Here is a 25,910-nt window from a genome sequence, read left to right as displayed (position 1 = left end):
GGGGCAGAACGAGATGTTGAAATATTTGGGTGCGGCAATGCTGGCGCTGGTCTCCGTGCCCGCCACGGCCGAGACGGTGGTCGTCACGGCCGATCGGATGCTCGACGTGATCACCGGCAAGGTGATCGAGCATCCCGCGGTGTTCATCGAGGACGGGCGCATCACCAACATCGCCGATGCGCGGGTCATTCGCTGGGGCGACAAGGTCAGGCATATCGACCTGAGCGGCAAGACGATCCTGCCCGGGCTGATCGACATGCACGTCCATCTGACCTCGCTGGCCGAGATCGGCGGTTATCGCACGCTGCAATATACCGACAGCTTCTGGGGCGCGGTCGGCGTCGCCAATGCGCGCAAGACGCTCGATGCCGGCTTCACCTCGGTGCGCAATGTCGGCTCTTCGGACTTCCAGGATGTCGGCCTTCGCGAAGCGATCGATGGCGGCTGGGTCCAGGGGCCGCGCATCACCACGGCCGCTTATGCGATCGGTGCGACCGGCGGACATTGCGACGACAACAGCCTGCCGCCATCGCTCGACCGCAAGAATGTCTCAGTGGTCAATTCACCGGAGGACGCGCGCGCGAAAGTGCGCTGGCTGCATAAATATGGCGCGCAGGTGATCAAGATCTGCGCCACCGGCGGAGTCTTCTCGCTCGGCGACAGCGTGGGCGGACAGCAGCTCAGCCTGGAAGAGATGAAGGCGATCGCCGACGAGGCGCATATGCTGCACCTGCGCGTCGCGGCGCACGCGCATGGCGACGAAGGGATCAGGGCCGCGATCCTCGCCGGAATCGACACGATCGAGCATTGCAGCCTGGCTTCCGATGAGACGATCAAGCTTGCCGCGCAGCACCACACCTGGTTCGACATGGATATCTATAACGACGATTATATCCTCGCGACCGGCACCAGCAACGGCACCGAGCAGGAAAGCCTCGACAAGGAAAAGGCGATTGGCCTGAAGCAGCGCCAGACCTTCCAGCGCGCGGTCAAGGCCGGCGTGCCGATGTTGTTCGGTACCGATGCCGGCGTCTATCCGCACGGCGATAACGGCAAGCAATTCGCCAAGATGGTCGAATGGGGCATGACGCCGATCCAGGCGATCCGGGCCGCCACGTCCGACGCCGCCGAGGCGCTGGGCAAGACGGCCGATGTCGGCGCGATCGCGGTCGGGCGTTACGGCGATATCGTCGCGGTCGATGGCGATCCGCTGACCGATATACGGCTGCTCGAAAAGCCCAGCGCAGTGATCAAGGGCGGTGAACGGGTCAAATAGCCCGGGCGGCAAATTCCGCGATGAGCGGCTGAAACGCGGCCATCTCCGGCTGGGTTTCGAAACTGTGCACGGCCGGCGTCGTTGCCCAGGAAAGCTTCTCGTTGGTCCAGAATTCGATGAACGGTTCGAACGACGAACGATCGTCAAGCATGGTCGCGCGGATGTTGATGAAGCCCAGGCTCGGTTCCAGCGACGTATACAGCCAGCTTTTGCACCGGTCGCAATGATGATGGTGCACCTGCGGTCCGTGGATGCCGCCGATCACCGCCTCACCCTGCGTCACCGCGAACCCGTCGGCGGGCACCGTGACGGTCAGCGAAAAGGCGCTGCCGGTCATGCGCTGGCATCCCGTGCAATGGCATGCGGACGTCAACAGCGGTGCTTTGGTCACCTGGAATCGTATGTTTCCACAGCGGCAGCCGCCTTCGATCGGCAAAGTCTGGTCGGTCATGTCCGCTCCATTGTTACTGGACTATCATGGTCCGGCATTCGACTATGCTGCCGATCCGGGGAGATAATGACATGACCATCATCGCGATTCTATGGCCAAGCTTTGCGCTGGTCGCGCTGATCTGCATTGTCTGGTTCACCATGTTCCTGCAGCGCCTTGGTCATATCAAGCGCAATCCACCGACCGCGCGCGACTTTGCCGATGGCGAGGCGGCACTGCGCTATTTCCGCCCGGTCGAGGCGCCCGCGAACAATCTCGCCAATCTGTTCGAGATGCCGGTGATGTATTTCGCGCTCGTCCCGCTGCTGATGATCACGCACCAGGCCGGCCATATTCAGGTGATCCTCGCCTGGATCTATGTCGTGCTGCGTGCCGTCCACAGCTTCATTCATATCGGCCCGAAAAAGATTCAGCCGCGTTTCATGGTCTATGTGGCGTCGTGCGCGGTGCTGATGGCGATGTGGATCGGTTTCTTCGTCGATATGCTGGGGGCGGCAAGTACGCTTTCGCGCATCGCCTGACGGCGCGTCAGGCCGCTGCCACGTCGTTGGAACCGACAAGGCGCTGGTCCTCGTTCGGCGCGCTGACCAGGGTCGGCATTGTCGGCGCGGCCCGGTCTAACACACGCGCGCCGGCGTCGGCCGCAACATGCTTCAGGCGACCGTCGATCGACGCGCCATTCTCGATCGAGACCGTTTCATATTCGACATCGCCGATGATCCGCGCGGCGCGCTCGATGGTCAGCTGACGCACCGAAACGGAGCCCTCGATCGTTCCGGCCAGTCGCGCGGTGTCGGCCTTTACCGAACCGACGATATTGCTGTCGGTCCCTTGCACCAGGCTGTTGCAATCGACATCGCCTTCTACCCGGCCGTCGATATGGAGGTCGGCGCTCGCCGTGATATTGCCGGTGACGACGACATCGGGACCTAGGACCGAGAACATGCCGCGCTTGGCGCCCGATGCCTGGAGCTGCGCCGCCGTCGGAAGAGCCGCGCTGGTGTCGCGCGTGCCCTTGTTGCTGTTGAACATCGAATTGAACCCCCGCTTTCGAATCCACGAACCGGGCGTGGACGTAACATGAATTGAGCCCCTTGCCGCAACGAAGATCGTCAGGCCGTACGCGCGATAAGGGGATTGTCGTTCGCCGCCGGTTTTAGCAGTGGACGAGCGAGCTGGACGGTTGCCGCGATCATTGCGAACGCGCCGATCATCGCCGGAGCATCGATACCGCTGAAATGGCCGACGATGCCGAGCGCCGATCCGGTCTGAATCAGCAACGCGATACGCACACTGGCCCGGTCGCGGATGACGAGAGCCATGACCAGGGCGAGAATGTCGGCGAGGAAGAAATAGCGCTCATGCATGCGCGGGAGCATGCCTGCGGTCAGCAATGTGGCCAGCAAGGCTGCGGAGACGATTGTCCTATCGGTCAGCGGCTGGGCCGAAAAGCGGGCGATATAGACGGCGCTTGCGCCGATCGCGCCGGCCAAGGCGAGGCCTTGCAGGGGCAGGCCGTCAAGTGGCAGCGCCTGCAGGATCGCCCAGATATTAGGCGCCTTGAGCGACAGGGCATTATAGGTATCGGCCTGGCGCAGATAGATCGTCGCGAGGTCGGCGACAGGCCAGCCGGCCGCCCAGGCGGGGAGCATCATTGCCGCGGTCGCAAGTGGCGCGATTGGCCAAAGGCGGATCGGCACACGGCGGTTGATCAAAAGGGCGAGGAAGAAGGGCGCGACCAGGAGCGCCTGCACCTTGAAGGCGAGCGCGATACCGCACCAGGCAAGCATCGCGATGTGCCGGCGCTGCAGTGCGGTGGCCAGCGCCATGACGCATGGGGCGGCCCAGAACGCATCGCACTGGCCCATCAGCCCGGCGTTGAGCGCGACGCTGGGTAGGGCGAAGACCAGCGCGGCGGCGCGGTTGGCGTCCGCTACGCCGAGCAGGCGCAGCAGATGGCGCACGGCAAGCGCGAGCGCGGCGGTGCCGAGCAGCGACAGCAGCTTGATGAGCGTTATCGCTGGCAGGACGGCGGCAAACGGCGTGGTCGCTGCCAGCAGATAAAGATAGGGCGGGCTGTAGTTCGAAAAGGGAGTGGAGAAGGAGGCTACGGGTCCGGTTGCGACGATATGGTCGAACCAGGGCAGCAGAAAGCTGGCCATGTCGTTGCCGGTGAGCGGCCAGAGTCCGATCAGAATCAGCGCCGACACGCCCAATGTCGCGGCGACATGGGGCAATTGTGCTGGCTGAGATGCAGGCCGGGACCGGCCGCCGATTGACATAAAAAGCCCTGATTCCAAAGCTGTTTCTGAAGCTGCTGCGCCATCTGGCACGGGCCGTGTTGAAAGCGCGTTAATGGCTTCGCTTAAATCTTACCGCCGACGTTTTTCGGCTTCGCTTCGGCTCGTCGGCACGTTAGGCTCGGCTCGTCTCGAAAACGGGCAAGCCGGTTGAGCGCCGGAACGACTGAGGGGTTGCGGTGACAGAAGCAAAAAGGATGGCCCCGAGAATCGGGGTGTTTCAGAAAATCGCCTGCAGATTTGGGCACCATCATCGCGATGGCAATAATGTGCGGCGTGTTCAAAAGATGTGGCGCAGCGTGTGCATCGGATGCGGCGCGAGCATGGTAAAGACGGAGGATGGCTGGGTGCGGCGGATCGACCTGCCGGGGGCGGATATTTCGGCCAAGGCGGGCGAACACGGGCTCTGACCGGATCGGGTCGCTTTCCCGGACTTGTTCGGCCGCTTCGGTTGCGCGGGGCCTTGCACTGTGTTGATGTGCTGCAAGCAAAATACCGGAGGTGATGGATGGCGACAGCTCCCGCGGTTGATCGGCCGACGATACCGTCGCCGCCAGGGCTGCCGGTCGTCGGACATCTTCATCAGATCGCCCGGTCGGGCCTGATCGGTTATCTGCTGCGCGTCAGCCGCGAATTTCCGGGCGGTATCTTCAAGCTGAAATTCGGCAGTCGCGTCGGCCTGTTCGTCACCAGCCCCGATCTGGTCGCGGAACTGTGCGACGAAACCCGCTTCCGCAAGATGCCCGGGCCGGGCCTGCGCGTGGTGCGCAAATTCGCCGGCGACGGACTGTTCACCGCATTCAGCGAAGAACCCAATTGGGGCAAGGCGCACCGCATTCTGCTCCCGGCGTTCAGCCAGCGAGCGATGCGTGGTTATTACGACATGATGATCGAGGTCGCCGATCAGATGGTCGCGAAATGGAGCCGGTTGTCGGGCACCGATGTGCTGGTTGCCGACGACATGACGCGCTTCACGCTGGATTCGATCGCGATCGCCGGATTCGGGCATCGTTTCGACAGTTTCGAGAAGGAGGAACTCGACAGCTTCCTCGAAGCGCTGGCGCGGGTGCTCGGCGAATCGCTCAACATGATCACGCGGATGCCGATCCAGCAGCGCTTCGCCAAAAAGGCCGAACGGCAGTATGAATCCGACATTGCCGAGATGAACGCGCTGGTCGACGGTATCATCGCCGAACGACGCAGGAACCCGAACGACGGTAAGGATCTGCTCAACCTGATGGTCAGCGCGATCGACCCGGAAACGGGTGAGGGGCTGGACGATATCAACATCCGTTATCAGGTGCTGACCTTCCTGATCGCCGGGCATGAGACGACATCGGGCCTGCTGACCTTTTCGCAGCATCTGTTGCTGCGTCATCCACATGTGCTGGCGCAGGCCTATGCCGAGGTCGACCGCGTTCTGCCGGGCGACAAGCGTCCCGATTACAGCGATATCGCCAGGCTGGATGTGATCGAGCGTATCCTTAAGGAAGCGATGCGGCTCTGGCCGACTGCGCCCGCCTTCACGCTCGCGCCGTATGAGGATGAGGTGATCGGCGGCCATTATCCGGTGCGCAAGGATCGCCCGATCAACGTCTTCTCGCCCGGACTGCACCGCGACCCCCGCGTATGGGAGGATCCGGACGAGTTCGACATCGACCGCTGGCTGCCGGAGGCCGAAGCGACGCGGCACCCGCACGCCTACAAACCGTTCGGCAATGGTGAGCGCGCGTGCATCGGGCGGCAGTTCGCAATGGTCGAGGCGAAGATGGCACTTGCCATGATCCTGCAGAAATTCGCGATCAGTGATCCGCACAATTATCGCCTGCGCATCAAGGAGACGCTGTCGATCAAGCCCGACGAATTCTACATGCGGGTGCGTCTGCGCCAGCCGCATGAGCGGATCGCGGCGGCGCCTGAGCCGGTGGTGGCGAATGAAGATGCGCCGGTCGCGGCGGTATCGGGCTCGGGTCAGCGTTTCGCGGTGATCTATGGATCGAGCCTGGGCACCGCACGCGATATCGCCGACGAAATAGCCGAGCGTGCCAATCTGGACGGGTTCGAGACGGTCGTCCGGTCGATGGACGAGAGCTTCAAGGGCGGATCGGAACCCGAGGACAAGGTGATCGTCGTGGTCACCGCGACCTATAATGGCCGCGCCCCGGACAGCGCGGTCGAGGTCGAGCGCGGGCTCGATGCCGGCGCGTTCGATGGGGCCGATTGGTCAGGCGCGCGCTTTGCCGTGCTCGGCATCGGCAATTCGCAATGGCCCAATTACCAGAATTTTCCCAAGCGTGTTGACGCCGCGATCGAGGCGGCCGGTGCGACGCGGTTGCTGCCACGCGCGGAAGCCGATGGGCAGGGCGATTTCGATGGGGCGGTCGCCGGCTTCGTGCGCGACTTGTGGAAGGCATTGGGCAGCGAGACTGCGCCGAGCGAGGTGACATCGACCCTGTCGCTGCAGGTCGTCGATACGTCCGAGGTGCGTGCCCAGGCATTGCCCGAACACGCCCAGCGGCTGGAGATCGTCGCCAATGACGAGATGATCCTGCCCGCCGATGGCCTGTGGGATTTCGCCAAGGAGCCGCCCCGGCCCTCGACTCGCTTCATCCGCATTCGCCTGCCCGAGGGGCAGCATTATCATAGCGGCGATCATATCGCGGTCTATGCGCGCAACCATCCCGAACTGGTCACGCGCGCGATCGAGCGGCTCGGGCTGGCCGGTGCAGCGCAGCTGCGGGTTGACGGGCAGGGTGGGCGGTTCAAGCACCTCCCGCTCGGCCAGACCGTGACGGTACGGCAGCTGTTGACCGATTTCGTCGAACTGTCCGATCCGTTGCCCAGGCGCGCGCTTGGCGTGATCGCGACGCAAACGCGCTGCCCCAATACCAAGCGCGAGCTGGCGCAGGTCGAGGAAAATTACGAGGCGGAAGTCGCGGGCAAAAGGCTGACCCTGCTCGACCTGCTCGATCAACATCCGGCCGCCGAACTGTCGCTCGACAGCCTGGTCGAGCTATCGGCGGCAATCGCCCCGCGCTTCTATTCGATCGCGTCAAGCCCGCTGGTCGATCCGCACGTCGCCGACCTGATCGTCGGCACGATGGCGGCCCCGGCCTGGTCGGGGCTTGGCGAGCATCGCGGTTTCGCCAGTGGCTATATGCAAAACGTCGGGGCGGGCGATCATGTGTTCGGTTATGTCCGGCGTCCCAATCCGCCTTTCGCGCCGCCCGTCGATCCGACCGTTCCGATGATCCTGATCGGTCCCGGCACCGGCTTCGCGCCGCTGCGCGGCTTCATCCAGGAACGCAGCAGCCAGAAAGCGGCCGGCGAAGAGGTCGCGCAAAGCCTGTTGTTCTTCGGCTGCCGCCATCCCGACCATGACTGGTTCTGCCGCGATGAGGTCGAGGCCTGGGCAAAGGAAGGCGTGATCGATCCCTATCTCGCTTTCTCCGCGGTTGAGAGCCATCCGTGGAAGTTCGTACAGGACGCATTGTGGGCGGAACAGGAGCGCGTCTGGGCGGCGATCCAGGCCGGCGCGCATATCTATCTGTGCGGTGACGGGCGCTTCATGGCGCCGGCGGTGCGCGACACGTTGATCCACATCCAGATGCAGCAGGTCGGCGACGAACATGCGCAAGGATCGGAATGGCTTGAGACTTTGATTGAGGACGGGCGTTTCCACCAGGACGTGTTCGGGTTCGGCAAGTAAAATAATCCTCCCCGGCACGGGGAGGGGGGCCATTCGCTTCTTCGGCGAATGGTGGAGGGGGTGAGCCAGACAGAGTGACGCCTGCGGCCCGCCTCCTCCACCATGCTTCGCATGGTCCCCCTTCCCGTGCCGGGGAGGAACCAGGGGAGAGAGTGATGCTGCAACTGTCGGGCCAGGACGCCTCGTTCGTCTATCTGGAAACGCCGCATACGCCGATGCATATCGGCTCGGTCGGCATCTACGACCCGTCGACCGCACCGGGCGGGTTCGTCCGGTTCAAGGATGTACTGAGCTTCATCGAGAGCCGGCTGGGCGGCGCGCGCAGTTTCCGCCAGCGGCTGGTGCGGGTGCCGTTCGACCTCGATCATCCTTACTGGATCGAGGACCCGGAATTCGACATCGAATTCCATGTCCGCCACATCGCACTGCCAAAGCCGGGCGATTGGCGGCAGTTATGCATCCAGGTCGCGCGGCTGCATTCGCGGCCGATGGACCTCAACAAGCCGCTTTGGGAATTCACCATCGTCGAGGGCCTCGACAATGTCGAAGGCTTGCCGCCGGGCTGTTTCGCACTCGTTTCCAAGGTCCATCACGCCGCGATCGACGGCATGTCGGGGGTCGAGATGTCGGCCGCGGTGCATGACCTCGACGCCAGCATGAAGCCACCGGAAAAGGCCGATGATTGGCGGCCCGAGAATATGCCCAATGTCGCCGACCTGCTGACGCGCAGTTATTTCAATTCGCTGCGCCAGCCGATGCGCGTGATGGAGACGATCGGCCGGTCGCTGCCCGGCATGGCCAAGCTTGCTGCGACGGTGAGCAAAGGCGATGTCAGCATCGCCAACACGAAGATGGCGCCGAAGACTCGCTTCAACGGCAAGGTGTCGGCGCACCGGGTGTGGGATGCGGTGCCGTTCAAGCTTGCCGATATCCGTGCGATGAAGGAGGCAGTCGCCGATGCGACGGTCAATGACGTGATCCTGGCGATCGTCGGCGGCGGCCTGCGGCACTATCTCGACGACAAGGGCGAGCTGCCCAAGGAGTCGCTGACCGCGATGGCGCCGATTTCGGTCCGTGGTGAGGGCGAGAAGGCGGCGCTCGGCAACCTCGTCTCGGCGATGGTCATCCCGCTCGGCACGCATATCGCCGACCCGTTGGAGCGGCTGCAATATGTCCATGACCAGGCGGTCAATTCCAAGGCGATGACCAATGCGGTCGGCGCACGCACGCTGGCCGATTACAGCCAGCTGATTCCGTCCGGTCTCGCCGGGCTGGCAGCGCGGCTCTACACGCGGGTCGGGGCAGCCAACACGCATGCGCCGGTGTTCAACACGGTCGTCACCAATGTCCCGGGCAGCCGCGTGCCAATGTATTTCTGCGGCGCGCGCATGGTCGGAATGTACGGCACGGCGCCGGTGTTCGATTCGATGGGATTGATCAACCCGGTCTATTCATATGGCGATACGATCGCGATCTCGTTCACATGCGACCGCGAAATGATGCCCGATCCGCAGAATTACGCGGCGGCGCTCAGGTCTTCGTTCGAGGCGTTGAAGGCGGCGACAACGGGTGCCCCTGCGGCAAACCCAAGGCCGTAAAATCGGCCCCAGCGGCGAAGCCCAAATACGCGGCGAAGCCCAAATACGCGGCGAAGCCCAAGACTGCAGCCAAGTCCAAAGTTGCGCCAGCGAAATCCGCTACCCCCAGGGAACCCGCGGTCAAGCAGGCCGCTACAAGCCGGAAACCGGCAGTCCGCAAGCAAGGAGCAAAATGATGGCCGACAAGAAAAGCACCACCGACAAGGGTGTTGGTGAAAAGGTTCGGGATACGATCAACGAACGCGTGATCGATCCGGCGAAAAAGGCCGGCGAGGCAATGCAGTCATCAGGCAAGAAATTTGCCGAGGGCAGCTCGGCGGTCGGCATGAAGATGCTCGACCAGGCCGAGGCGAACACGCGTGAGGCATTTGCCGCGATGCGCGCCGCGGCGAGCGCCAAGGATCTGTCTGAGGTGATGAAGATCCAGGGCGATTTCCTGCGCGATCAGGGCAGCCGCAGCATGGGCCAGGCGCGCGAGATCGGCGACCTGATCATGCAGTTCGGCAAGGATGCGGTCGGGCCGCTGCGCGGCAAGGATTGAGCATTTCGTTCCAGGACGGTCGATCGGCCGCGCATTCCGTGCGAGCGCCGGATCACGAAGACTGGCAAGGTGGTGCACTATGACTGTTTAAAGGCCGGGACTGCCTGAAGGCCGGCAATTTGAACAAGCAGGCGGGCAAATAGGCCCGCCGGGTTGAACTCGATCGAGCGGGGAGGCGTACGTGGCCTTCCCGCATGCCGCGTCATTTGCTCTGGCGGCTGCCCATGCCTTGGACAAGCTCGGGGCGAGCGGAACCCCGGTCTGATTTTACGCATAGTTTAATAAGTCAAGTATTTGATATATAATGATATTATGTAATGCGCCTCGTCGATCCAGCGGCGGTAAGACATGACACATACCGGTGTGACATATCTCCTGCCGCCAACCCATGAGCCTGCCGCCAGCGACGATTCAACCACCGCCCGGGACCCTGTATGTCATCACTTGCCGGGTCTATATCGGCACGCTCTTTCTCAGTGTCGAAACAGCATTGCCACTGAGCGACGAGCGCAAAACGCTGAACACCACCAGAGCCGCTATCACCGCGTCTGATATAACACTCGGGGCGCGAGGTGCAGGTCGGCCCTAAGCGTGCCCGGCGAACGGATAGACCAGAGCACGAAGTCCGCTCCGCTCGAACGGACGCCAGTCGCCATCCGCTTGCGCTAGCCGGTCGGCGATGGCGTAGAGCACCGCCGGGTTGACGCCCAGGCCGCAATGGCTGCCATGGACCTGGATATTGTCGGTCTGCGCATCGCGCGGTTCGATGCAATTCTGCCACGCGACCACGCCGTCCTCGCGCGTGAAGATTGAGGTCGAGGGTACCGGCGGCGGTGCCTCGCTTTCGCGCATCTGCGACTGCGCATCTTCGCTATCGACATGATGTCCGGTCAGTATTTGATAGGCACGCCAGGCGTTGGTCGCGCGTGGTGAGCCGGTAAAGGGCGAACCGAGCGTGATGACCTGTCGCACGGTTTCAGGCGCTCGTCGTGAGAGCTGGCGCGCCATCACGCCGCCCAGGCTCCAGCCGACGATGCTGACCTTTTGCCCGGTCAGTTGGTGAACCGCCTTCAGCCGGGCCACGAGCTTCTCGCCTTCGCGGCCGATCGCCTTGGGGCCAAGGTTACGCCCGAGCTCCCAGGCATGCGCTTCATAACCCAGACCAGTCAGAAAATTGCGCAACACCGCAGTCGACATATCGGAGGTCACGAAGCCCGGCAGAACCAGCACCGGGTGCCCGTCGCCGCGCGGCGCGGTGGCAAGGATCGGCGCGGCAAGGCCGAGCGAACCGAATTCGGCCAACGCCCGGGGCAGCTCGGTCAATGCAAGCAGCGCGGACGGCGCGCGGATCGCTTCGCCATTATGTGCCTGACTTGCCATCAAATTCCTTTCCGAAACTCCGGTCTAAATGCGCCAGACGCCAATATTGTTCATTCCTCCAGGCCGAAGGCCCGGTGCTGTGCCGCGACGCGCGCGATGTCGTGGCTGAGAATGGCGAGATCGTGCGGGTTGCCGGCGCGGTCTCGGACATGGTCGCGCAGCAGCGCCTCGGCACGAAAACCGAGGCTTTCGAACAGCATCACCGACCCGATCTGGTCGGGGGTCATCTGCGCCGTAAGCTTCTCGACACCGCGCTCCAGTGCGACGCTATAGATCGCCTCGAGCAAGTCGCGGCCGAGCCCGACGCCACGTTTGCCCGGTGAGACGAGCAAGCGGATTTCGCCGACATGCGCGCTCCAGCCGAGCGGATCGCGCACCAATGCGGCGGTGCCGACAAACTTGCCGCCATCCTCCGCGACCAGGCTGTCGATCCAGCCTTCCTCGATTGCCGCGATCCAGGCTTCGACCACGCGCGGATGCTTCAGATCGCGACCGAGGAACAGCAAGTCGTGCTCCGGCAGGGTTTCGGCAAAGGCGAGCATGGCGTCGCGATCGGCCGCCGCGAACCGGCGGATATGATGGCTCATGTCGATCGCTCCCCCAGCCAGTCGATCAGTTTTGGCCATAGCCGCTTGATCGCATTGCCCCCGGCGACAAGGCTGACATGCCCGCCCTTCATTGTCACCTGTTCCTTGTCGGTGGATCCGACCTTTTCGATCAGCGGCGCTGACGCGGCGGAGGGGACGATGTGATCATGCTCCGCCGTCACGTGCAGGAACGGCGCGGTGATCGCGGACAGGTCGATCGGGCGCCCGGCGACCTCCATCGTGCCGTGGTGGAGCTGATTGTCCCACATCAGTTTCTTGGTCGTCTCGCGGAAATATTCGCCCGCCAGCGGTAACGTGTCGCTCGCCCAGCGATCGAACATACGGAATGATTTGACGAATTCGTCGTTCCACAGATTGTCGAGCAGCCGGATATTGCCGGCGATGCGTGCACCCGGGCGCAGCATGTCGAACGCGGTGTAGAGATAGTCCGCCGGGCAATTGCCGAACGTGTCGACCAGCTTGTCGACATCGAAGAAGCGCTTGTCGGCCCAGGCCTGGAACATCTCCATCTTGGAGAAATCGACGGGTGTGGTGAAGCACACCAGATTCTTCATCGGCGCCGGATTCCTGGAAGAAATTGGCGGATTGAGCGCTGCCCACAGGATCGAGAGCACACCACCGAAGCAATAACCGACCAGGCTGAAATCCTCCTCGCCCGTCTCCTGTTGGACGCGAGCGATCGCGGTGGGGATGAAGTCGAGCACATAATCGGCCAGCGTCAGCGTCTTCTCGTCCCGGCGCGGCGGCGTCCAGTCGAGCATGAACACGTCGTATCCGGCCTTGAGCAGATATTCGACCAGACTCTGCCCCGGCACCATGTCGAAGATATAACCGCGATTGGTCGTCGCCATGACCAGCAGCAGCGGCACACGATAGACCTCGTCCGACATCGGACGATAATGATACAGGTTCATCGTGCCGCGCTGGATCAGCAGGTCCTTGGGACTGGCGCCGAGCGTCGGCCCCGAGGAGGAGAAATATTCCAGGCCTTTGAAATTGCGCTGCAAGGCGCGGTCGAACGCGGTACGGGCCTGGTCGAACAGGTCGGGGGCTGCGGCGTCGCTCAAATCAGCCGGCAGCCATCGGGCTCGTCACCCCCGCGAACGCGGGGGTCTCGCTGCCGTGCCCCGCAGCCAGCAGAAGAAGCGGGATCCCCGCTTTCGCAGGGGCAACGGGAAGGGAGCGAAACCTCACCCTTTGGCCGGAGGCTTGCGAGTCCGTTTGGGCTTGGGGCGCCCCGGTGGCGATATTCCCGCCTGCGCCATCAGCAGCGCTTCGATTCGTCCCACCGTTTCCTCGACGCCGCGAAGGCGTGCGGAGAGATCCTCGACCTCGCTACGGCTCGGCATATTCGCCGCAGCGAGTGCCTTGTCCATCATCTGATGGGCAGCGGACTGCGCCTTCATCGATGCCGTGCTGGCACCTTGCATGACGCGCGAGAACTCGCCCGACTTCATCATCTCGCCGCCGAATTGATTGGCCATCGTTTCCCACTGGCCGAGCATTTCGCGCATGAAGGCGGACGGATCGGGCGTGGAAGGCAGTGCCATGGCCGTATCCTTCACCCGCCGCGCGCCGCCGTCAAGCGAGCTTGCTGCGCCTCATCCGCGCAGCATCAGCCCGCGGGGTGCAGCATTTGCCGGAACCGGCCCGCTCGCCGTAGCGTCAAGCTGCGCATCGCCGCCGAGCGTGCGATAGAGATCGACCAGATTGGTCGCGCCGACCAGCTGCGTCGCGACCAATGAACGCCGCGCGGAATAGAGCGAACGCTGCGCATCGAGGCTTTGCAGGAAGGTGTCGATTCCGCCGCGATAGCGCGCGTCGGACAGACGGTAATTGTCGGACGCCGCCGCCGAAAGCGATTGCGCCGCGCGGGTTTGCGCGGCGATCGTGCCGCGCCGCGCGAGCGCATCGGCGACTTCACGGAACGCGGTCTGGATCGATTTCTCGTAGGTCGCAAGCGCGGCGTCGCGCCGCGCCTTGGACTGTTCGACACCGGCACGCCCGGCACCGGCGCGGAAGATCGGATAGCTGACGCTCGGCGCGGCCGAATAGTTGAACGCACCGCCGGTGAAGAGACCGCCCAGCGCGTTGCTGGCGAACCCGAACAGCGCGGTCAGGGCGATGCGTGGGAACAGCTCAGCCCGCGCCGCGCCGATCTCGGCATTGGTCGCGCGCAGCTCATATTCGGCCTGGAGCACATCGGGGCGGCGCAGCAATATGCCGGAATCGAGCCCCGCCGGCAGCTCGGCCAAGGTCTTCGAAGCATCCTCGATCGACGTCGGCAAGAGCGACGAGTCGATCGGCGCACCGACCAGCAATTGCAGCGCATTGATATCCTGCGCGAGCGCAGTGGTTTGCTGGGCCAGATCGGACTGGGCCTGGGCCAGGACGAGTTGTGCCTGGCTGAGATCGGTACGCGGCGCGACGCCGCCGTCGAGCCGCGCCTTGGTGAGCTTGACGCTGCGTTCGGCGCTGACCGCTGTGTCACGTGCGACCTTGAGCAGGCTCTGGTCGGCCGCATATGTCAGCCATGCGGTCGCGATGTCGCCGACCAGCGTCAGTCGCGTCGCACGCGCCGCCGCCTCGGTCGCGAAATAGCGGTTCTGCGCCGCCGTGGTGAGCGATCGGATGCGACCGAACAAATCGATCTCGAACGATGTGATCCCGATATCGGCGCTGTAATTGGTCCGCGCGCCGCCGGTGACCGCGCTGCCGCCATTGCTGGTCCGGCCGGTACCGCTATCGGCACGCGTGACGCTGGCGCCAGCATCGACCTGGGGCAGCAGGTCGGCGCGCTGGATGCGATATTGCGCGCGCCCCGCGACGATGTTGGCGGCGGCGACGCGCAGGTCGCGATTGTTGGTCAGTGCCTCCTCGATAATGCGCTGCAGCCGGGTATCGCGGAAGATCTCGTGGTACGACACGCTCGGCAGCGTCGCCTCGCTTTGCTTCAGATACGCGTCGCCGACTGGCCAGGACGGGGGCACGGGAAGGGTGGGGCGCGCATAGTCGGGGGCCATGCTCGCGCAACCGCTCAACGCGGCCGAAGCGAGCAGCAGAATGACCGTGCGTTTCATGCCGTCGCCTCCGGCTTTGGGCTTTCGGGCGGCGAATCATGCGGCTCATGGTGAAGTTTCTTCAGCACGTCGCGGGTGCCGCGGCGCACCAGCACGAAGAACAGCGGGATATAGAAAATCGCCAGGATCGTCGCGGTCAGCATGCCGCCGACCACTGCTGTGCCGATCGCAACGCGGCTGTTCGCGCCGGCACCAGTCGAAATCGCCAGCGGCAGGACGCCGAAGATGAAGGCGAGGCTGGTCATCAGGATTGGGCGCAGGCGCAAGCGCGCGGCCTCGATCGCGGCATCGATGATGCGTTTGCCCTTCTTCTCCGCCTGTTCGGCGAACTCGACGATCAGGATCGCGTTCTTCGCGGCAAGGCCCATCGTGGTCAGCAGGCCGATCTGCAGATATACGTCATTCTCCAACCCACGCAGCGTGACCGCGAACACTGCACCGACCAGACCAAGCGGAATGACGAGCAGCACTGCAACCGGGATCGACCAGCTCTCGTACAGCGCGGCCAGGCACAGGAACACGACGAGCAACGAAATGGCGTAGAGGAAAGGCGCCTGGCCCGATGACAGCCGCTCCTGGAAGGACAAGCCCGACCAGGCGACAGAGGTGCCGGGCAGCTGTGCCGCAAACTGCGCCATCTTGTTCATCGCGTCACCCGAGCTCTTGCCCGGTGCGGCCTGGCCCTGAATCTCGAACGCGGGCACGCCCTGGAAACGCAGCAGCGACGACGGTGCGGTCGACCAGGAAATGGTCGAAAAGGCCGAGAAGGGCGCCATCTGGCCATCGGCCGAGCGCACATACCATTGCGCGATATCGTCCGGGCTGTGGCGATATGGCGCATCGCCCTGGACATAGACGCGCTTGACCCGGCCACGATCGTTGAAATCATTGACGTAGCGGCCGCCCCAGGCGGTCGCCAGCGTCGCATTGACGTCGGCCTGGCTCAGGCCGAGCGCGCTTAGCTTCTGCTGATCGATCTCGATCTTGAGCGTCGGCTGGTCTTCAAGGTCGCTTGGGCGGACCGCTGCGAGGTCTGGGTCAGCGCGCGCGGCGGCGAGCAGCTTGTCGCGCGCCGCCTTGAAATCGGCGCGGGTCAGGCCGCCGCTATTCTGCAATTCCATGGTGAAGCCGGCCGATTGGCCGAGGCCGCGCACCGCCGCCGGCACCGTCACGAAGATATCGGCGTCGCGCAGCCCGCCCAGAGCCTTGGACGCGCGCTGCGTGATCGCCTGCGCGCTGTTCTGACTTCCCTTGCGGTCGGCCCAGTCGCTGAGTGCAAGGTAGCCGCGCCCGGTATTCTGCCCGCTCGCGCCGCCGCCGCCGCCGCCGGCATTGGTGAACAGCACGCTGACATTGGCCTTTTCCTGGGTGAGTAAATATTGCTCGACCTGCTTTTGAACCGCGACCGTCCGGCCTTGGGTCGCGCCCGGCGGTAGGTTGAACTGGACTTGGGCGGCGCCCTGATCTTCGCTCGGCAGGAAGCCAGTCGGCAAGCGCACGAACAGCAATGCGAGCAGCGTAACCACTCCAGCATAGATCAGCAGGAAGATCAGCTTGCGATCGACCACTTTCGCCACGCTGTTGGTGTAGCGATCGGTCATCTTCTCGAAATTTCGGTTGAACCAGTCGCGCGCGTCCTGGGTCTGTTGCGCGAACCAGCTGTCGCCCTGCTTCTCTTCACTGCGCCGTTTCAGCAATGTCGCGGTCAGCGCGGGGGTCAGGACGAGCGCGACGACCACCGACAGGATCATCGCCGATACGATGGTGACCGAGAACTGGCGATAGATCACGCCGGTCGACCCGCCGAAGAACGCCATCGGCAGGAACACCGCCGACAGCACCAACGCGATTGCGATCAGCGCGACGGTGATCTCGTTCATCGACTCGATCGTTGCGTCGCGCGGCGACATGTCGGGATTCTCGTCCATCAGTCGCTCGACATTTTCGACCACAACGATCGCGTCATCGACCAGCAGGCCGATCGCCAGGACCAGGCCGAACAATGTCAGCGTGTTGATCGAAAAACCCGCGAGCGAGAAGACGGCGAATGTGCCGAGCAGCACGACCGGCACGGCGATCGTCGGGATCAGCGTCGCGCGCCAATTCTGCAGGAACACGAACATGACGATAACGACAAGGATGATCGCCTCAACCAGCGTCTTGACCACTTCCTCGACCGACAATTTGATGAACGCGGTCGAATCCTGAGGAAAGGCATAGACATAGCCATCGGGCATCGACTTTGCCGCATGCTCGATCTCGGCCTTGACCAGTTCGGCGGTCGACAGTGCATCGGCACCGGGGGCAAGCGACACCGCAATGCCCGCACCGGGATGGCCGTTGACCCGACTGACTGCCGCATAGCTCTCGGCGCCCAGCTCGACTCGAGCGATGTCGGACAGACGCACGATCGACCCGTCGCGCGCCGTCTTGACGATGATGTTGGCGAACTGCTCTGGCGTCTGCAGGCGCGACTGGGCGGTGACGGTCGCGTTGAGCATTTGCGTCGCGGGCATCGGCTGGCCGCCGACTTCACCCGCCGCGATTTCGGTATTCTGCGCGGTGATCGCGTTGATCGCGTCGCTCGGCATCAGCGAATAGGCGGCGAGGCGGTCGGGCCGCAGCCACACCCGCATCGCATATTGAGCGCCGAACACGTTGGTGTCGCCGACCCCAGGAATGCGGCCAAGCCGGTCCTGGAAATTGGCGATCAGATAATCCGACACGTCCTGATTGGTGACTCGGTCGGTCTGGTCGTAGATCGCCACCAGCAGCAGGAAATCGGGATTGGATTTGGTAACCGTCAGACCCTGTTGCTGGACCTGTTGCGGCAACCGGCTGATCGCCTGCTGCACCTTGTTCTGCACCTGGACCTGGGCGATGTCGGGGTCGATCCCCTTTTTAAAGGTCGCAGTGATCGTCACCTGGCCGCGCGAACTGCTGTTCGAACTGAAATAGAGCAGGCCGTCGATTCCGGTAAGCTGTTGTTCGATCACCTGCGTGACGCTGTTCTCCAGCGTTTCCGCCGATGCGCCGGGATAGCTCGCGCGGATGTTGACATTGGGTGGCGCCACGTCGGGGAATTGCTCGATCGGCAGCGTGTAGATGGCACCCAAGCCGCCGAGCATGATGATGATCGCGATGACCCAGGCGAAAATCGGCCGGTCGATGAAAATACGTGAGATCACCGGTGGGTCAGCCCTTGGTCTGCGCGGCGGAAGCGCCAGATTTTGTCGGCGCCTGCAGTTTCTGCGGTGATCCGGCGGGCACCGGTTTGACCGGCTGTCCGGCCTTGGCCTTGGCGGTGCCCTCGACAATCACCTTGTCGCCGGTGCTCAGCCCGGCGGTCACGACCCAATTCGCTCCGATAACACGTTCGGCTTTCACCTTGCGCTCGACCGCCTTGTTGTCGGGGCCGATCACCAACACCGTCGTATTGCCCTTGGGATCACGCTTCACGCCGGCCTGAGGAATGAGGAATGCGTTGGTATCGACCGACTGAGCGAAGGTCGCGCGCGTGAACATGCCCGGCAGCAGCAGCCCTTGTGGATTGGGAAAGCGTGCGCGGAGCGTGACGGTGCCAGTGCTTTCGTTGACCACCACTTCGGAGAATTCGACCGTGCCGGTCTGTCCATAGTCGCTGCCGTCTTCCAGCTTCAACCGGACTATGGCCTGCGCCGGGACGGCGCCGCCGCTAGCAAGCGCGCGCCGCAGGGTTAGCAGGTCGGCGCTGGATTGCTGAATATCGACGAAGATCGGGTCGAGCCGCTGGATCGTGGCGAGCGGATCGGCCTGGCTCGCCGTGACCAATGCGCCCTCGGTGAACAATGAACGGCCGATGCGCCCGGTGATCGGCGCGGGCACGTTGGTGAAGCGCAGGTTGATCCGTGCGGTGTCGAGCTGAGCCCGGTTTTGCGCGACCATGGCGGCAGCCTGACGCGCCTGAGCGGCTGCGTCGGTATAGTCCTGCTTGGCGACGGCCTCGATCTCTGCGAGCGGGCGGAACCGGTCGGCCTTGACCTTGGTGGCTTCGGCATTGGCCTGGGCACTGACCAGATTGGCGCGCGCCTCGTTGGTCGCCGCGACATAAAGGCTCGGATCGATCTGATAGAGCGTCTGGCCCTGACGCACGATCGAGCCCTCGGTAAATAGACGGCGGCGTACGATGCCGGAAACCTGCGGGCGAACCTCCGCGCTTTGATAGGCGGTGACACGACCGCCCAGTTCGGTGGAGAGTGGTACGCTTGACGGCTGTGCGACGACATAGCCGACCTCCGGTGTTCCCTGAGCGCCGCGGCGCCCGCCCTTTTCCTGCGCGCCGCCACCGCCGCACGCGGTGAGCGTGAGGGCGAGAGTCGCTGCTATCGATATTCGAGCCGGCGTAAAGTGACGCAATCTATGTCCTACCCATCGCTGAAAACGACCGACGACGCGCGATCGCATCCTGCGTTATCGCGGTCAAACCCACCAAAGCACTGCCGGTTGTTGATATCGATCGTTAATCGCGGAATGCGACAATTTGCGACAATTTTTTAGCGCAGCAACTTCATCAATGCCGCGTCGAGCGCGGACAGAAAACGCGACCGATCGGTCTTGGCGAACGGCGCGGGGCCGCCGATCGCATCGCCGACGGCACCGGCGCGAAGGTCGGCCATGATTGCGCGAGTCGCGACCGCCGCGCCGATCGAATTGGCGGTGAATGGCTTGCCGGTCGGGCCGAGCACAGTGGCACCGGCTTTTACGCAGCGATCGGCGAGCAAGATATCGGCGGTAATCACCACCGATTTCATACCGGCGCGCTCAGCGATCCAATCGTCCGCCGCGTCGAACCCGTCACTGACTACGACGCGCTCGATCAGCGGATGGTCCGGTACCCGGAAATGGCTGTTGGCGACGATCGTGACCGGCACCTCGAGCCGCCAGGCGACCTTGTAGATCTCATCCTTGACCGGACACGCATCGCCATCGACCAGGATGCGGACGGGATGGGTCATATTTCAAACGTCCTTCCGCCGAAAAGTGAGCACTTCCCCGATGGTCGCCGGGGCCTGGTCGGGATGTCAGATATAAGCGCGGCAGCCGTTTCCAACTGTGCCTCAGCTGAGCCTGTTCTTTGCCGAGCAAGCAGCCAGATGGTCAGGATTAGCGGCGAACCTCAGCGCTTACCGCTGCCGGTCATTCGTACGGCGAAAGGGCTTGGGCTTGTGCCGCGCGGTCGGTGGGCCGCTGGGTCGCGCGCTTGGCGTCAGGCGCGGACGGCGCTCTGCCTCACGCGGCTCACCCTGGACGCTCTCGATATTGATGCCGCCTTCGTCCCCCGCCTCGGCGCCAGCTGTGCGCAGGACCGAGGCATTGAACCGTGCCGCGACCGCGCGCGGAATCTGAAACAGCGTTTCGTTGGCAGAGATGCGGATTGCGCCGATCTCGGTCTTGGTGATGTGGCCGCGGCGGCAGATCAGCGGTAGCAACCAGCGCGGATCGGCATTCTGGCGGCGGCCGATGTCCATGCGGAACCAGACGATATCCTCGAAGCCGGGGCGATGACCGTCCTGGCGCGGCGCGGGGTCGTTGCCGCCCTGGCCGAGCAATTCCTCGGCCGCCGGCATACGCGCGCGGTGCAGTCGCACCAGCGCCGCGGCGATATCTTCCGCACTACGCGTTTCGAGCAGCTTGGCGCCCAGCGCGCGATCGTCGTCGTCGACCTCGACCGGCTCGAGCAGCGTGACGAGCAACCGCTCATGGTCCTTGGCGCTGATATCCTCGAGCGTTGGCGGGTTGATCCACTCGGCGTTGATCCGCGCACCTTTAAGCATCGATTCGACGCGGCGACGGCGCGGATAGGGCACGATCAGCACCGCGGTGCCCTTCTTGCCCGCACGGCCGGTGCGGCCCGAGCGATGCTGCAAGGTTTCGGCATCGCGCGGCAGTTCGACATGAATGACCAGGCTGAGCGTCGGCAGATCGATACCACGTGCGGCGACGTCGGTCGCGACGCAGACCCGCGCGCGCTGGTCGCGCAGCGCCTGTAGCGCGGCATTGCGCTCATTCTGGCTATGTTCGCCCGACAATGCGACCGCACTGAAGCCGCGCTCGATCAACCCGGCGTGGAGATGGCGGACATTGTCGCGCGTCGCGCAGAACAGCATCGCGGTTTCGGCTTCATGGAAGCGCAGCAGATTGACCACGACATTCTCGATATCGGCGGGCGCACAGCTCACCGCCTGATAAGTGATGTCGCCATGACCGCGATCTTCGCCCACGGTTGAGATACGCACCGCATCACGTTGATAACGCTTGGCAAGTGCCGCGATCGGCTTGGGGATGGTGGCCGAAAACATCATCGTGCGGCGCTCGTTCGGCGTGCCATCGAGAATCTGTTCGAGATCTTCGCGGAAACCCATGTCGAGCATCTCGTCGGCCTCGTCGAGGATCGCGACGCGCAGCTTGCTCAGGTCGAGTGCGCCGCGTTCGAGATGGTCGCGCAAACGGCCCGGCGTACCGACCACGATGTGCGCGCCGTGATTGAGCGCGCGGCGTTCTTTCGATGCGTCCATGCCGCCGACACAGGTGACGATGCGACCGCCGGTATTGGCGTAGAGCCACATCAGCTCGCGGCTGACCTGCAACGCCAGTTCGCGCGTCGGCGCGATGACCAGGGCTAGCGGCCCCTCTTGCGGCAGGCGGCCATCCTCTTCGAGCAGCTGCGCCGCCATGGCGAGGCCGAAAGCGACGGTCTTGCCGGAGCCGGTCTGCGCGGACACGAGCAAGTCGCGGCCAAGCGCTTCGGGTTCGAGCACGCCGGCCTGAACCGGCGTAGGGGCGGCGTAGCCGCGTGCGGTGAGCGCTTCGGACAGAAGCGGAGGAAGATTGGAAAAGGGCATGAGTCTCTCAAAATAGAATGGCTGCGCCGCCACCACGGCAAGGCGTAACCTGTTGGTCTGCGGTCAAATAGACTGTGCCGCGGCCCATCCGCTCGCCCATGCCCATTGGAAGTTATAGCCGCCCAGCCACCCGGTGACGTCGACCGCTTCGCCGATCGCATACAGGTTTTGTAGGCGTTTGGCTTGCATTGTTTGCGATGACAGCTCCGCGGTGCTGATTCCGCCTGCCGTGACCTCGGCCTTGGCATAGCCTTCGGTGCCGTTCGGGGCGAAGCGCCAGTCGGCCAGCCGCTGCTCCGCTTCGGTCAGTTTGCGGTCGGTCATCGCGGATAATTCGCCGCTCAGCGTGAGCCGGTCGGCGAGCGTTTCGGCCAGCCGGGCGGGCAGGGCACTCGCCAATGTGCTCGCAAACGCCGCACGCGGACGGGCGCGCTTTGCGTCGATCAGCCAGCCGGCCTTGTGCCCGGGCAGGAAATCGATGCCGACTTGCTCGCCCGAGCGCCAATAGCTGGAGATCTGCAGGATGGCGGGGCCGGACAGGCCCTTGTGCGTGAACAGTGCCGCCTCGTGAAAGGCGGTCTTGCCGCATTTGGCAATCACATCCGTGGCGACGCCGGACAGTGAACGGAACAGGGTCTCGTCACCGCCGAGAGTCAGTGGAACAAGAGCGGGGCGCGGCTCGACGATTTTGAGCCCGAAACGCCGTGCCACATCATACGCGAAGCTGGTCGCGCCCATTTTCGGGATCGACGGCCCGCCGGTTGCGAGCACGAGCGAAGAAGCGAAAAGCTCGCAGCCGCCGATCGTCACGCGGAACATGCCGCCGGCATGGTCGATCGCGGTGACGGCATGACCGAGCGACAGCTCGACATGGCCGATCTCGCATTCGTCGAGCAGCATCGCCACGATCTGTTTCGCGGAGCCATCGCAGAATAATTGGCCAAGCGTCTTTTCGTGCCAGGCGATGCCATAGCGGTCGACCAATGCGATGAAATCGGCTGCGGTGTAGCGGCTCAGCGCCGACTTGGCGAAATGCGGGTTGGCAGAGAGGTAGCGGTCCGGGGCGGTGTGCACATTGGTGAAATTGCACCGGCCGCCGCCGGAGATGAGGATTTTCTTGCCTACCTCATCGGCGTGATCGACCAGCAGCACGCGCCGTCCACGTTGCCCGGCGGTCGCGGCGCACATCAGGCCGGCAGCGCCGGCGCCAAGGATGATTGCGTCGTAAGGGGCCGTCACGCTCGCCGCCCGTCATTCCCGCGAAAGCGGGAATCCCGCTTCTCCTTCTTTAGCGCCAAGGGCGAAGGCAGCGGGATCCCCGTTTTCGCGGGGATAACAGCAAACAATGAAGTCATTCTCAGCGCAGCTTCGCGATATTCAGCGCGTCTTCCTTTGCGCGCTCCTTCACCGATTCCTCGGTTCGGGTCAGCGCCTTGGCGATCGCCTTCAGGCCCATGCCCTTCTTGGCGAGCGTGTGTAGCTTCTGGATCTCGTCCTGTTTCCAGGGCTGGCGGTGGCGTTCGAACTTTTCGGCCATCAATCGTCTCCGCCCACTTCCTCGATCGCCGCGCTATCGAGAATTTCGATCGCCTCGGCAACGCCGTTGAAATCGACGCGCTCGCCGATCTCGCCGCCGACCAGCGCCTGGGCAAGAGGCGCCGCGAAGCCGATGCGTCCCTCGGCCGGGTTGGCCTCGTCGCCACCGACGATCTCGACGACGCGCTGCTTGCCGGCCATTCGAATCGTCACGCGCGATCCGATGCCGATTTCTCCATCGGCGGGCGGCGGTGCGACCTCGGCGGTGGTTTGACGAGTATGCCAATAGCGCAACTCGCGCTTCAATACCGCCAGTTCCGGTTCCATCGCGGCGTCGACCGCGGTCTCCAGCTCGACCACTTTCGCGTCGATCAGCTTAAGGCCGCGCGGCGTAACGATGTTCGCTCCCGGTGCGATCGGGATTTCGAATTTGGGTTCCAGATGTTCCTCGTCGCTCTCGCGACGAAATGCGACGCTCATGTCACTCTCCTCAATCTTCTCCCATGAAACATTCGCAGCCTGTCCGCCACCACTTGGGGCACGGCGTTTGTCATGCTAGGGGCGCGCCCATGCTGAATATCAACGGTATCACGGTGCGCCTGGGCGGGCGGACGATTCTCGACCGCGCGACTGCCGCGCTGCCGCCGAAGAGCCGTGTCGGGCTCATCGGCCGCAATGGCGCGGGCAAATCCACGCTGATGAAAGTCATGATCGGCCAGCTCGAGCCCGATGACGGCGAGATCGAGATGCCGCGCAAGACGCGTATCGGTTATATCGCGCAGGAAGCGCCGTCGGGCGTCACGACGCCGATCGAGGCGGTGCTCGCCGCCGATACCGAACGCGCGGCGTTGCTTGCCGAAAGCGAGACGTGCGAGGATGCCGACCGGCTTGGCGAAGTCTATGAACGGCTGATGGCGATCGACGCCTATACCGCCGATGCGCGCGCCGCGACGATCCTGGTCGGCCTCGGCTTCGATGAGGAAATGCAGAATCGCCCGCTCGACAGTTATTCGGGCGGCTGGAAGATGCGCGTTGCGCTTGCCTCGCTGCTGTTCTCCGAACCCGACCTGCTGCTGCTCGACGAGCCCTCGAACCATCTCGATCTCGAAGCGACCTTGTGGCTGGAGAGCTTCTTGAAAAGCTATCCGGCGATGATGGTCGTGATCAGCCACGAACGCGACCTGCTCAACAATGTCGTCGACACCATCCTCCATCTCGAGGGCGGCAAGGTGACGATGTACACCGGCGGTTATGATTCGTTCGAGCGCCAGCGTGCCGAACGGATCGCACAGCTTGCTGCGGCCAAGGCCAGCCAGGATGCGCAGCGCGCCAAGCTGCAGGATTATGTCGCGCGCAATTCGGCGCGCGCCTCGACCGCCAAACAGGCTCAGTCGCGCGCGAAAATGCTCGCCAAGATGCAGCCGATCGCCTCGCTCGCCGAGGATCCGACGCTGACCTTCGATTTCCCCAGTCCCGACGAACTCAAACCGCCGCTGGTGACGCTCGACATGGCGTCTGTCGGTTATACCGAGGACAAGCCGATCCTGCGCCGGCTCAACCTGCGGCTCGATCCGGACGATCGGATCGCGCTGCTTGGCCGCAACGGCAACGGCAAGACCACGCTCGCCCGCCTGCTCGCCGCGCAGCTCGCGCCGATGGAGGGCGGCATGACCGCCTCGGGCAAGATGCGCGTCGGTTATTTCACCCAGTATCAGGTCGAGGAACTCGACGGCGACGATACGCCGCTCGAACATATGACCCGCATGATGGGGGGCAAGACACCCGCCGCGGTGCGCGCGCAGCTCGGCCGCTTCGGTTTTTCGGGACAGAAAGCGACGACCAAGGTCGGCAAGCTGTCGGGTGGCGAACGCGCCCGGCTGGCACTCGCGCTGATCACCCGCGAAGCGCCGCACATGCTGATCCTCGACGAGCCGACCAACCATCTCGACGTCGATGCGCGTGAGGCCTTGGTCCAGGCGCTCAACGCCTATGAAGGCGCGGTGGTGGTGGTCAGCCATGATCGCCACATGATCGAACTGACCGCGGACCGGCTGGTGCTGGTCGATAACGGCACCGCGACCGAATTCGCCGGCAGCCTCGACGATTATACCGACCTGATCCTGGGCAAGAACCAGCCCAGGCAGGACGGCGGTGCCAAAACGACCAAGAAGGACAAGAAGGGCGCGGCGCAGGACCGCGAAAAGGCCCAGGCGTTGCGCAAGGCCGCGCAGGACGCCGAAGCCGTGACGGTGAAGTTGACGGCCGAGCAGAGCGCGCTCGACAAGGCGATGTTCGATCCGTCGACCGCCGAGCCTGCGCTGTCCAGGCTGCCGATGAGCGAATTGATGAAACGCCGCGCCGAAATTGCCGAGAAACTGGAGGCGGCTGAGGTAAAGTGGCTCGAGGCGAGCGAAGCGCTGGAACAGGCTGCCGCCTGATCTTCAGCGGAACGGGCGCGCGTACGGAGGCGATTGCGCCACGGCGTCAAATTGGCCACATATGTCATGGCTGATCGGGGCCGGGGGCCAGCGTGTCATCGGGGGGAGTACG

At 63.8% G+C, this 25,910-nt stretch carries 23 protein-coding genes; 8 read left to right on the top strand and 15 right to left on the bottom strand.

The annotated features are described in order from the left end of the window. Nucleotides 1-13: 13 nt before the first annotated feature. Nucleotides 14-1,276: a Xaa-Pro dipeptidase gene (locus tag ACVWZA_RS08285; RefSeq protein WP_457310717.1), complete on the top strand. Its 1,263-nt coding sequence runs from the start codon at nt 14-16 to the stop codon at nt 1,274-1,276. Here the strand turns inward: ACVWZA_RS08285 and ACVWZA_RS08280 are convergent. Next, on the bottom strand, nt 1,269-1,667 hold the full coding sequence (locus ACVWZA_RS08280; protein ID WP_457310871.1) for a GFA family protein: 399 nt from the start codon (nt 1,665-1,667) through the stop codon (nt 1,269-1,271). The two genes, ACVWZA_RS08285 and ACVWZA_RS08280, sit on opposite strands and share 8 nt — an antisense overlap. Here ACVWZA_RS08280 and ACVWZA_RS08275 point away from each other — a divergent pair. Continuing rightward, nucleotides 1,612-1,794 (top strand): hypothetical protein, encoded by a 183-nt coding sequence (locus tag ACVWZA_RS08275; RefSeq protein WP_457310879.1) that lies wholly within the window; start codon nt 1,612-1,614, stop codon nt 1,792-1,794. The genes ACVWZA_RS08280 and ACVWZA_RS08275 overlap by 56 nt on opposite strands. 4 nt (nt 1,795-1,798) lie before the next feature. Further along, on the top strand, nt 1,799-2,248 hold the full coding sequence (locus ACVWZA_RS08270; RefSeq protein ID WP_457310716.1) for an MAPEG family protein: 450 nt from the start codon (nt 1,799-1,801) through the stop codon (nt 2,246-2,248). Between the two features lie 7 nt (nt 2,249-2,255). On the opposite strand, the gene ACVWZA_RS08265 is transcribed toward ACVWZA_RS08270, so the two are convergent. Continuing rightward, complete coding sequence (locus tag ACVWZA_RS08265) at nt 2,256-2,759, bottom strand: bactofilin family protein (protein WP_457310715.1); 504 nt, start codon at nt 2,757-2,759, stop codon at nt 2,256-2,258. 80 nt (nt 2,760-2,839) lie between these two features. Continuing rightward, nucleotides 2,840-3,964: a hypothetical protein gene (locus ACVWZA_RS08260; protein WP_457310714.1), complete on the bottom strand. Its 1,125-nt coding sequence runs from the start codon at nt 3,962-3,964 to the stop codon at nt 2,840-2,842. A 332-nt stretch (nt 3,965-4,296) separates the two neighbouring features. Between ACVWZA_RS08260 and ACVWZA_RS08255 the strand changes: the two genes are divergently transcribed. The 4 genes from ACVWZA_RS08255 to ACVWZA_RS08240 all read left to right on the top strand — a co-directional run bounded on the left by ACVWZA_RS08255 (nt 4,297) and on the right by ACVWZA_RS08240 (nt 9,875). Beyond that, nucleotides 4,297-4,437, top strand: coding sequence for a hypothetical protein (locus ACVWZA_RS08255; RefSeq protein WP_457310713.1), 141 nt, complete (start codon nt 4,297-4,299; stop codon nt 4,435-4,437). A gap of 98 nt (nt 4,438-4,535) precedes the next feature. Next, complete coding sequence (locus ACVWZA_RS08250; protein WP_457310712.1) at nt 4,536-7,736, top strand: bifunctional cytochrome P450/NADPH--P450 reductase; 3,201 nt, start codon at nt 4,536-4,538, stop codon at nt 7,734-7,736. Between the two features lie 155 nt (nt 7,737-7,891). Beyond that, a complete protein-coding gene (locus tag ACVWZA_RS08245) occupies nt 7,892-9,334 on the top strand; it encodes a WS/DGAT/MGAT family O-acyltransferase (protein WP_457310711.1) in 1,443 nt (480 codons plus the stop codon). A gap of 175 nt (nt 9,335-9,509) precedes the next feature. After that, nucleotides 9,510-9,875 (top strand): phasin family protein, encoded by a 366-nt coding sequence (locus ACVWZA_RS08240; RefSeq protein ID WP_457310710.1) that lies wholly within the window; start codon nt 9,510-9,512, stop codon nt 9,873-9,875. A 585-nt stretch (nt 9,876-10,460) separates the two neighbouring features. On the opposite strand, the gene ACVWZA_RS08235 is transcribed toward ACVWZA_RS08240, so the two are convergent. The 12 genes from ACVWZA_RS08235 to ACVWZA_RS08180 all read right to left on the bottom strand — a co-directional run bounded on the left by ACVWZA_RS08235 (nt 10,461) and on the right by ACVWZA_RS08180 (nt 23,840). Beyond that, the gene (locus ACVWZA_RS08235) at nt 10,461-11,255 is read right to left on the bottom strand and encodes an esterase/lipase family protein (RefSeq protein WP_457310709.1); all 795 of its coding nucleotides are present in this window, start codon (nt 11,253-11,255) and stop codon (nt 10,461-10,463) included. Nucleotides 11,256-11,305: 50 nt separating this feature from the next. Further along, nucleotides 11,306-11,842 (bottom strand): N-acetyltransferase family protein, encoded by a 537-nt coding sequence (locus ACVWZA_RS08230; RefSeq protein ID WP_457310708.1) that lies wholly within the window; start codon nt 11,840-11,842, stop codon nt 11,306-11,308. Beyond that, nucleotides 11,839-12,930, bottom strand: a complete 1,092-nt coding sequence (locus tag ACVWZA_RS08225; RefSeq protein ID WP_457310707.1) for an alpha/beta fold hydrolase — start codon at nt 12,928-12,930, stop codon at nt 11,839-11,841. Before ACVWZA_RS08225 ends, ACVWZA_RS08230 begins: the two co-directional genes overlap by 4 nt. Before the next feature lie 123 nt (nt 12,931-13,053). Next, nucleotides 13,054-13,413, bottom strand: coding sequence for a poly(R)-hydroxyalkanoic acid synthase subunit PhaE (locus ACVWZA_RS08220; RefSeq protein WP_457310706.1), 360 nt, complete (start codon nt 13,411-13,413; stop codon nt 13,054-13,056). Nucleotides 13,414-13,464: 51 nt separating this feature from the next. Next, a complete protein-coding gene (locus ACVWZA_RS08215; RefSeq protein WP_457310705.1) occupies nt 13,465-14,943 on the bottom strand; it encodes an efflux transporter outer membrane subunit in 1,479 nt (492 codons plus the stop codon). After that, entirely contained in the window at nt 14,940-18,131 is a 3,192-nt protein-coding gene (locus ACVWZA_RS08210; protein ID WP_457310704.1) for an efflux RND transporter permease subunit, read from the bottom strand. Before ACVWZA_RS08210 ends, ACVWZA_RS08215 begins: the two co-directional genes overlap by 4 nt. A gap of 7 nt (nt 18,132-18,138) precedes the next feature. Further along, on the bottom strand, nt 18,139-19,338 hold the full coding sequence (locus ACVWZA_RS08205; protein WP_457310703.1) for an efflux RND transporter periplasmic adaptor subunit: 1,200 nt from the start codon (nt 19,336-19,338) through the stop codon (nt 18,139-18,141). Between the two features lie 137 nt (nt 19,339-19,475). Further along, entirely contained in the window at nt 19,476-19,937 is a 462-nt protein-coding gene (locus ACVWZA_RS08200; RefSeq protein ID WP_457310702.1) for a YaiI/YqxD family protein, read from the bottom strand. 168 nt (nt 19,938-20,105) lie between these two features. Continuing rightward, nucleotides 20,106-21,824: a DEAD/DEAH box helicase gene (locus tag ACVWZA_RS08195; protein ID WP_457310701.1), complete on the bottom strand. Its 1,719-nt coding sequence runs from the start codon at nt 21,822-21,824 to the stop codon at nt 20,106-20,108. A 63-nt stretch (nt 21,825-21,887) separates the two neighbouring features. Further along, the gene (locus tag ACVWZA_RS08190; RefSeq protein ID WP_457310700.1) at nt 21,888-23,063 is read right to left on the bottom strand and encodes an NAD(P)/FAD-dependent oxidoreductase; all 1,176 of its coding nucleotides are present in this window, start codon (nt 23,061-23,063) and stop codon (nt 21,888-21,890) included. Nucleotides 23,064-23,181: 118 nt separating this feature from the next. Further along, nucleotides 23,182-23,361: a hypothetical protein gene (locus ACVWZA_RS08185; RefSeq protein WP_457310699.1), complete on the bottom strand. Its 180-nt coding sequence runs from the start codon at nt 23,359-23,361 to the stop codon at nt 23,182-23,184. Continuing rightward, nucleotides 23,361-23,840, bottom strand: a complete 480-nt coding sequence (locus ACVWZA_RS08180; protein WP_457310698.1) for a GreA/GreB family elongation factor — start codon at nt 23,838-23,840, stop codon at nt 23,361-23,363. The genes ACVWZA_RS08185 and ACVWZA_RS08180 overlap by 1 nt, the downstream gene beginning before the upstream one ends. 89 nt (nt 23,841-23,929) lie before the next feature. Here ACVWZA_RS08180 and ACVWZA_RS08175 point away from each other — a divergent pair, with 89 nt between their 5' ends. Next, complete coding sequence (locus ACVWZA_RS08175; protein ID WP_457310697.1) at nt 23,930-25,798, top strand: ABC-F family ATP-binding cassette domain-containing protein; 1,869 nt, start codon at nt 23,930-23,932, stop codon at nt 25,796-25,798. Nucleotides 25,799-25,910: the final 112 nt, after the last annotated feature.

The sequence above is a fragment of the Sphingomonas sp. UYAg733 genome (genome assembly GCF_054057355.1).
This window is presented reverse-complemented; position numbering and strand designations above follow the sequence as displayed.

Excerpts from the sequence above, each read along its gene's own strand:
- ACVWZA_RS08240 (WP_457310710.1), top strand. The coding sequence starts at position 9,510 with ATGGCCGACAAGAAAAGCACCACCGACAAGGGTGTTGGTGAAAAGGTT.
- ACVWZA_RS08195 (WP_457310701.1), bottom strand. The coding sequence starts at position 21,824 with ATGCCCTTTTCCAATCTTCCTCCGCTTCTGTCCGAAGCGCTCACCGCA.
- ACVWZA_RS08230 (WP_457310708.1), bottom strand. The coding sequence starts at position 11,842 with ATGAGCCATCATATCCGCCGGTTCGCGGCGGCCGATCGCGACGCCATG.
- ACVWZA_RS08270 (WP_457310716.1), top strand. The coding sequence starts at position 1,799 with ATGACCATCATCGCGATTCTATGGCCAAGCTTTGCGCTGGTCGCGCTG.
- ACVWZA_RS08220 (WP_457310706.1), bottom strand. The coding sequence starts at position 13,413 with ATGGCACTGCCTTCCACGCCCGATCCGTCCGCCTTCATGCGCGAAATG.
- ACVWZA_RS08265 (WP_457310715.1), bottom strand. The coding sequence starts at position 2,759 with ATGTTCAACAGCAACAAGGGCACGCGCGACACCAGCGCGGCTCTTCCG.
- ACVWZA_RS08175 (WP_457310697.1), top strand. The coding sequence starts at position 23,930 with ATGCTGAATATCAACGGTATCACGGTGCGCCTGGGCGGGCGGACGATT.
- ACVWZA_RS08275 (WP_457310879.1), top strand. The coding sequence starts at position 1,612 with ATGCGCTGGCATCCCGTGCAATGGCATGCGGACGTCAACAGCGGTGCT.
- ACVWZA_RS08200 (WP_457310702.1), bottom strand. The coding sequence starts at position 19,937 with ATGACCCATCCCGTCCGCATCCTGGTCGATGGCGATGCGTGTCCGGTC.
- ACVWZA_RS08250 (WP_457310712.1), top strand. The coding sequence starts at position 4,536 with ATGGCGACAGCTCCCGCGGTTGATCGGCCGACGATACCGTCGCCGCCA.
- ACVWZA_RS08180 (WP_457310698.1), bottom strand. The coding sequence starts at position 23,840 with ATGAGCGTCGCATTTCGTCGCGAGAGCGACGAGGAACATCTGGAACCC.
- ACVWZA_RS08285 (WP_457310717.1), top strand. The coding sequence starts at position 14 with ATGTTGAAATATTTGGGTGCGGCAATGCTGGCGCTGGTCTCCGTGCCC.
- ACVWZA_RS08215 (WP_457310705.1), bottom strand. The coding sequence starts at position 14,943 with ATGAAACGCACGGTCATTCTGCTGCTCGCTTCGGCCGCGTTGAGCGGT.
- ACVWZA_RS08235 (WP_457310709.1), bottom strand. The coding sequence starts at position 11,255 with ATGGCAAGTCAGGCACATAATGGCGAAGCGATCCGCGCGCCGTCCGCG.
- ACVWZA_RS08245 (WP_457310711.1), top strand. The coding sequence starts at position 7,892 with ATGCTGCAACTGTCGGGCCAGGACGCCTCGTTCGTCTATCTGGAAACG.
- ACVWZA_RS08185 (WP_457310699.1), bottom strand. The coding sequence starts at position 23,361 with ATGGCCGAAAAGTTCGAACGCCACCGCCAGCCCTGGAAACAGGACGAG.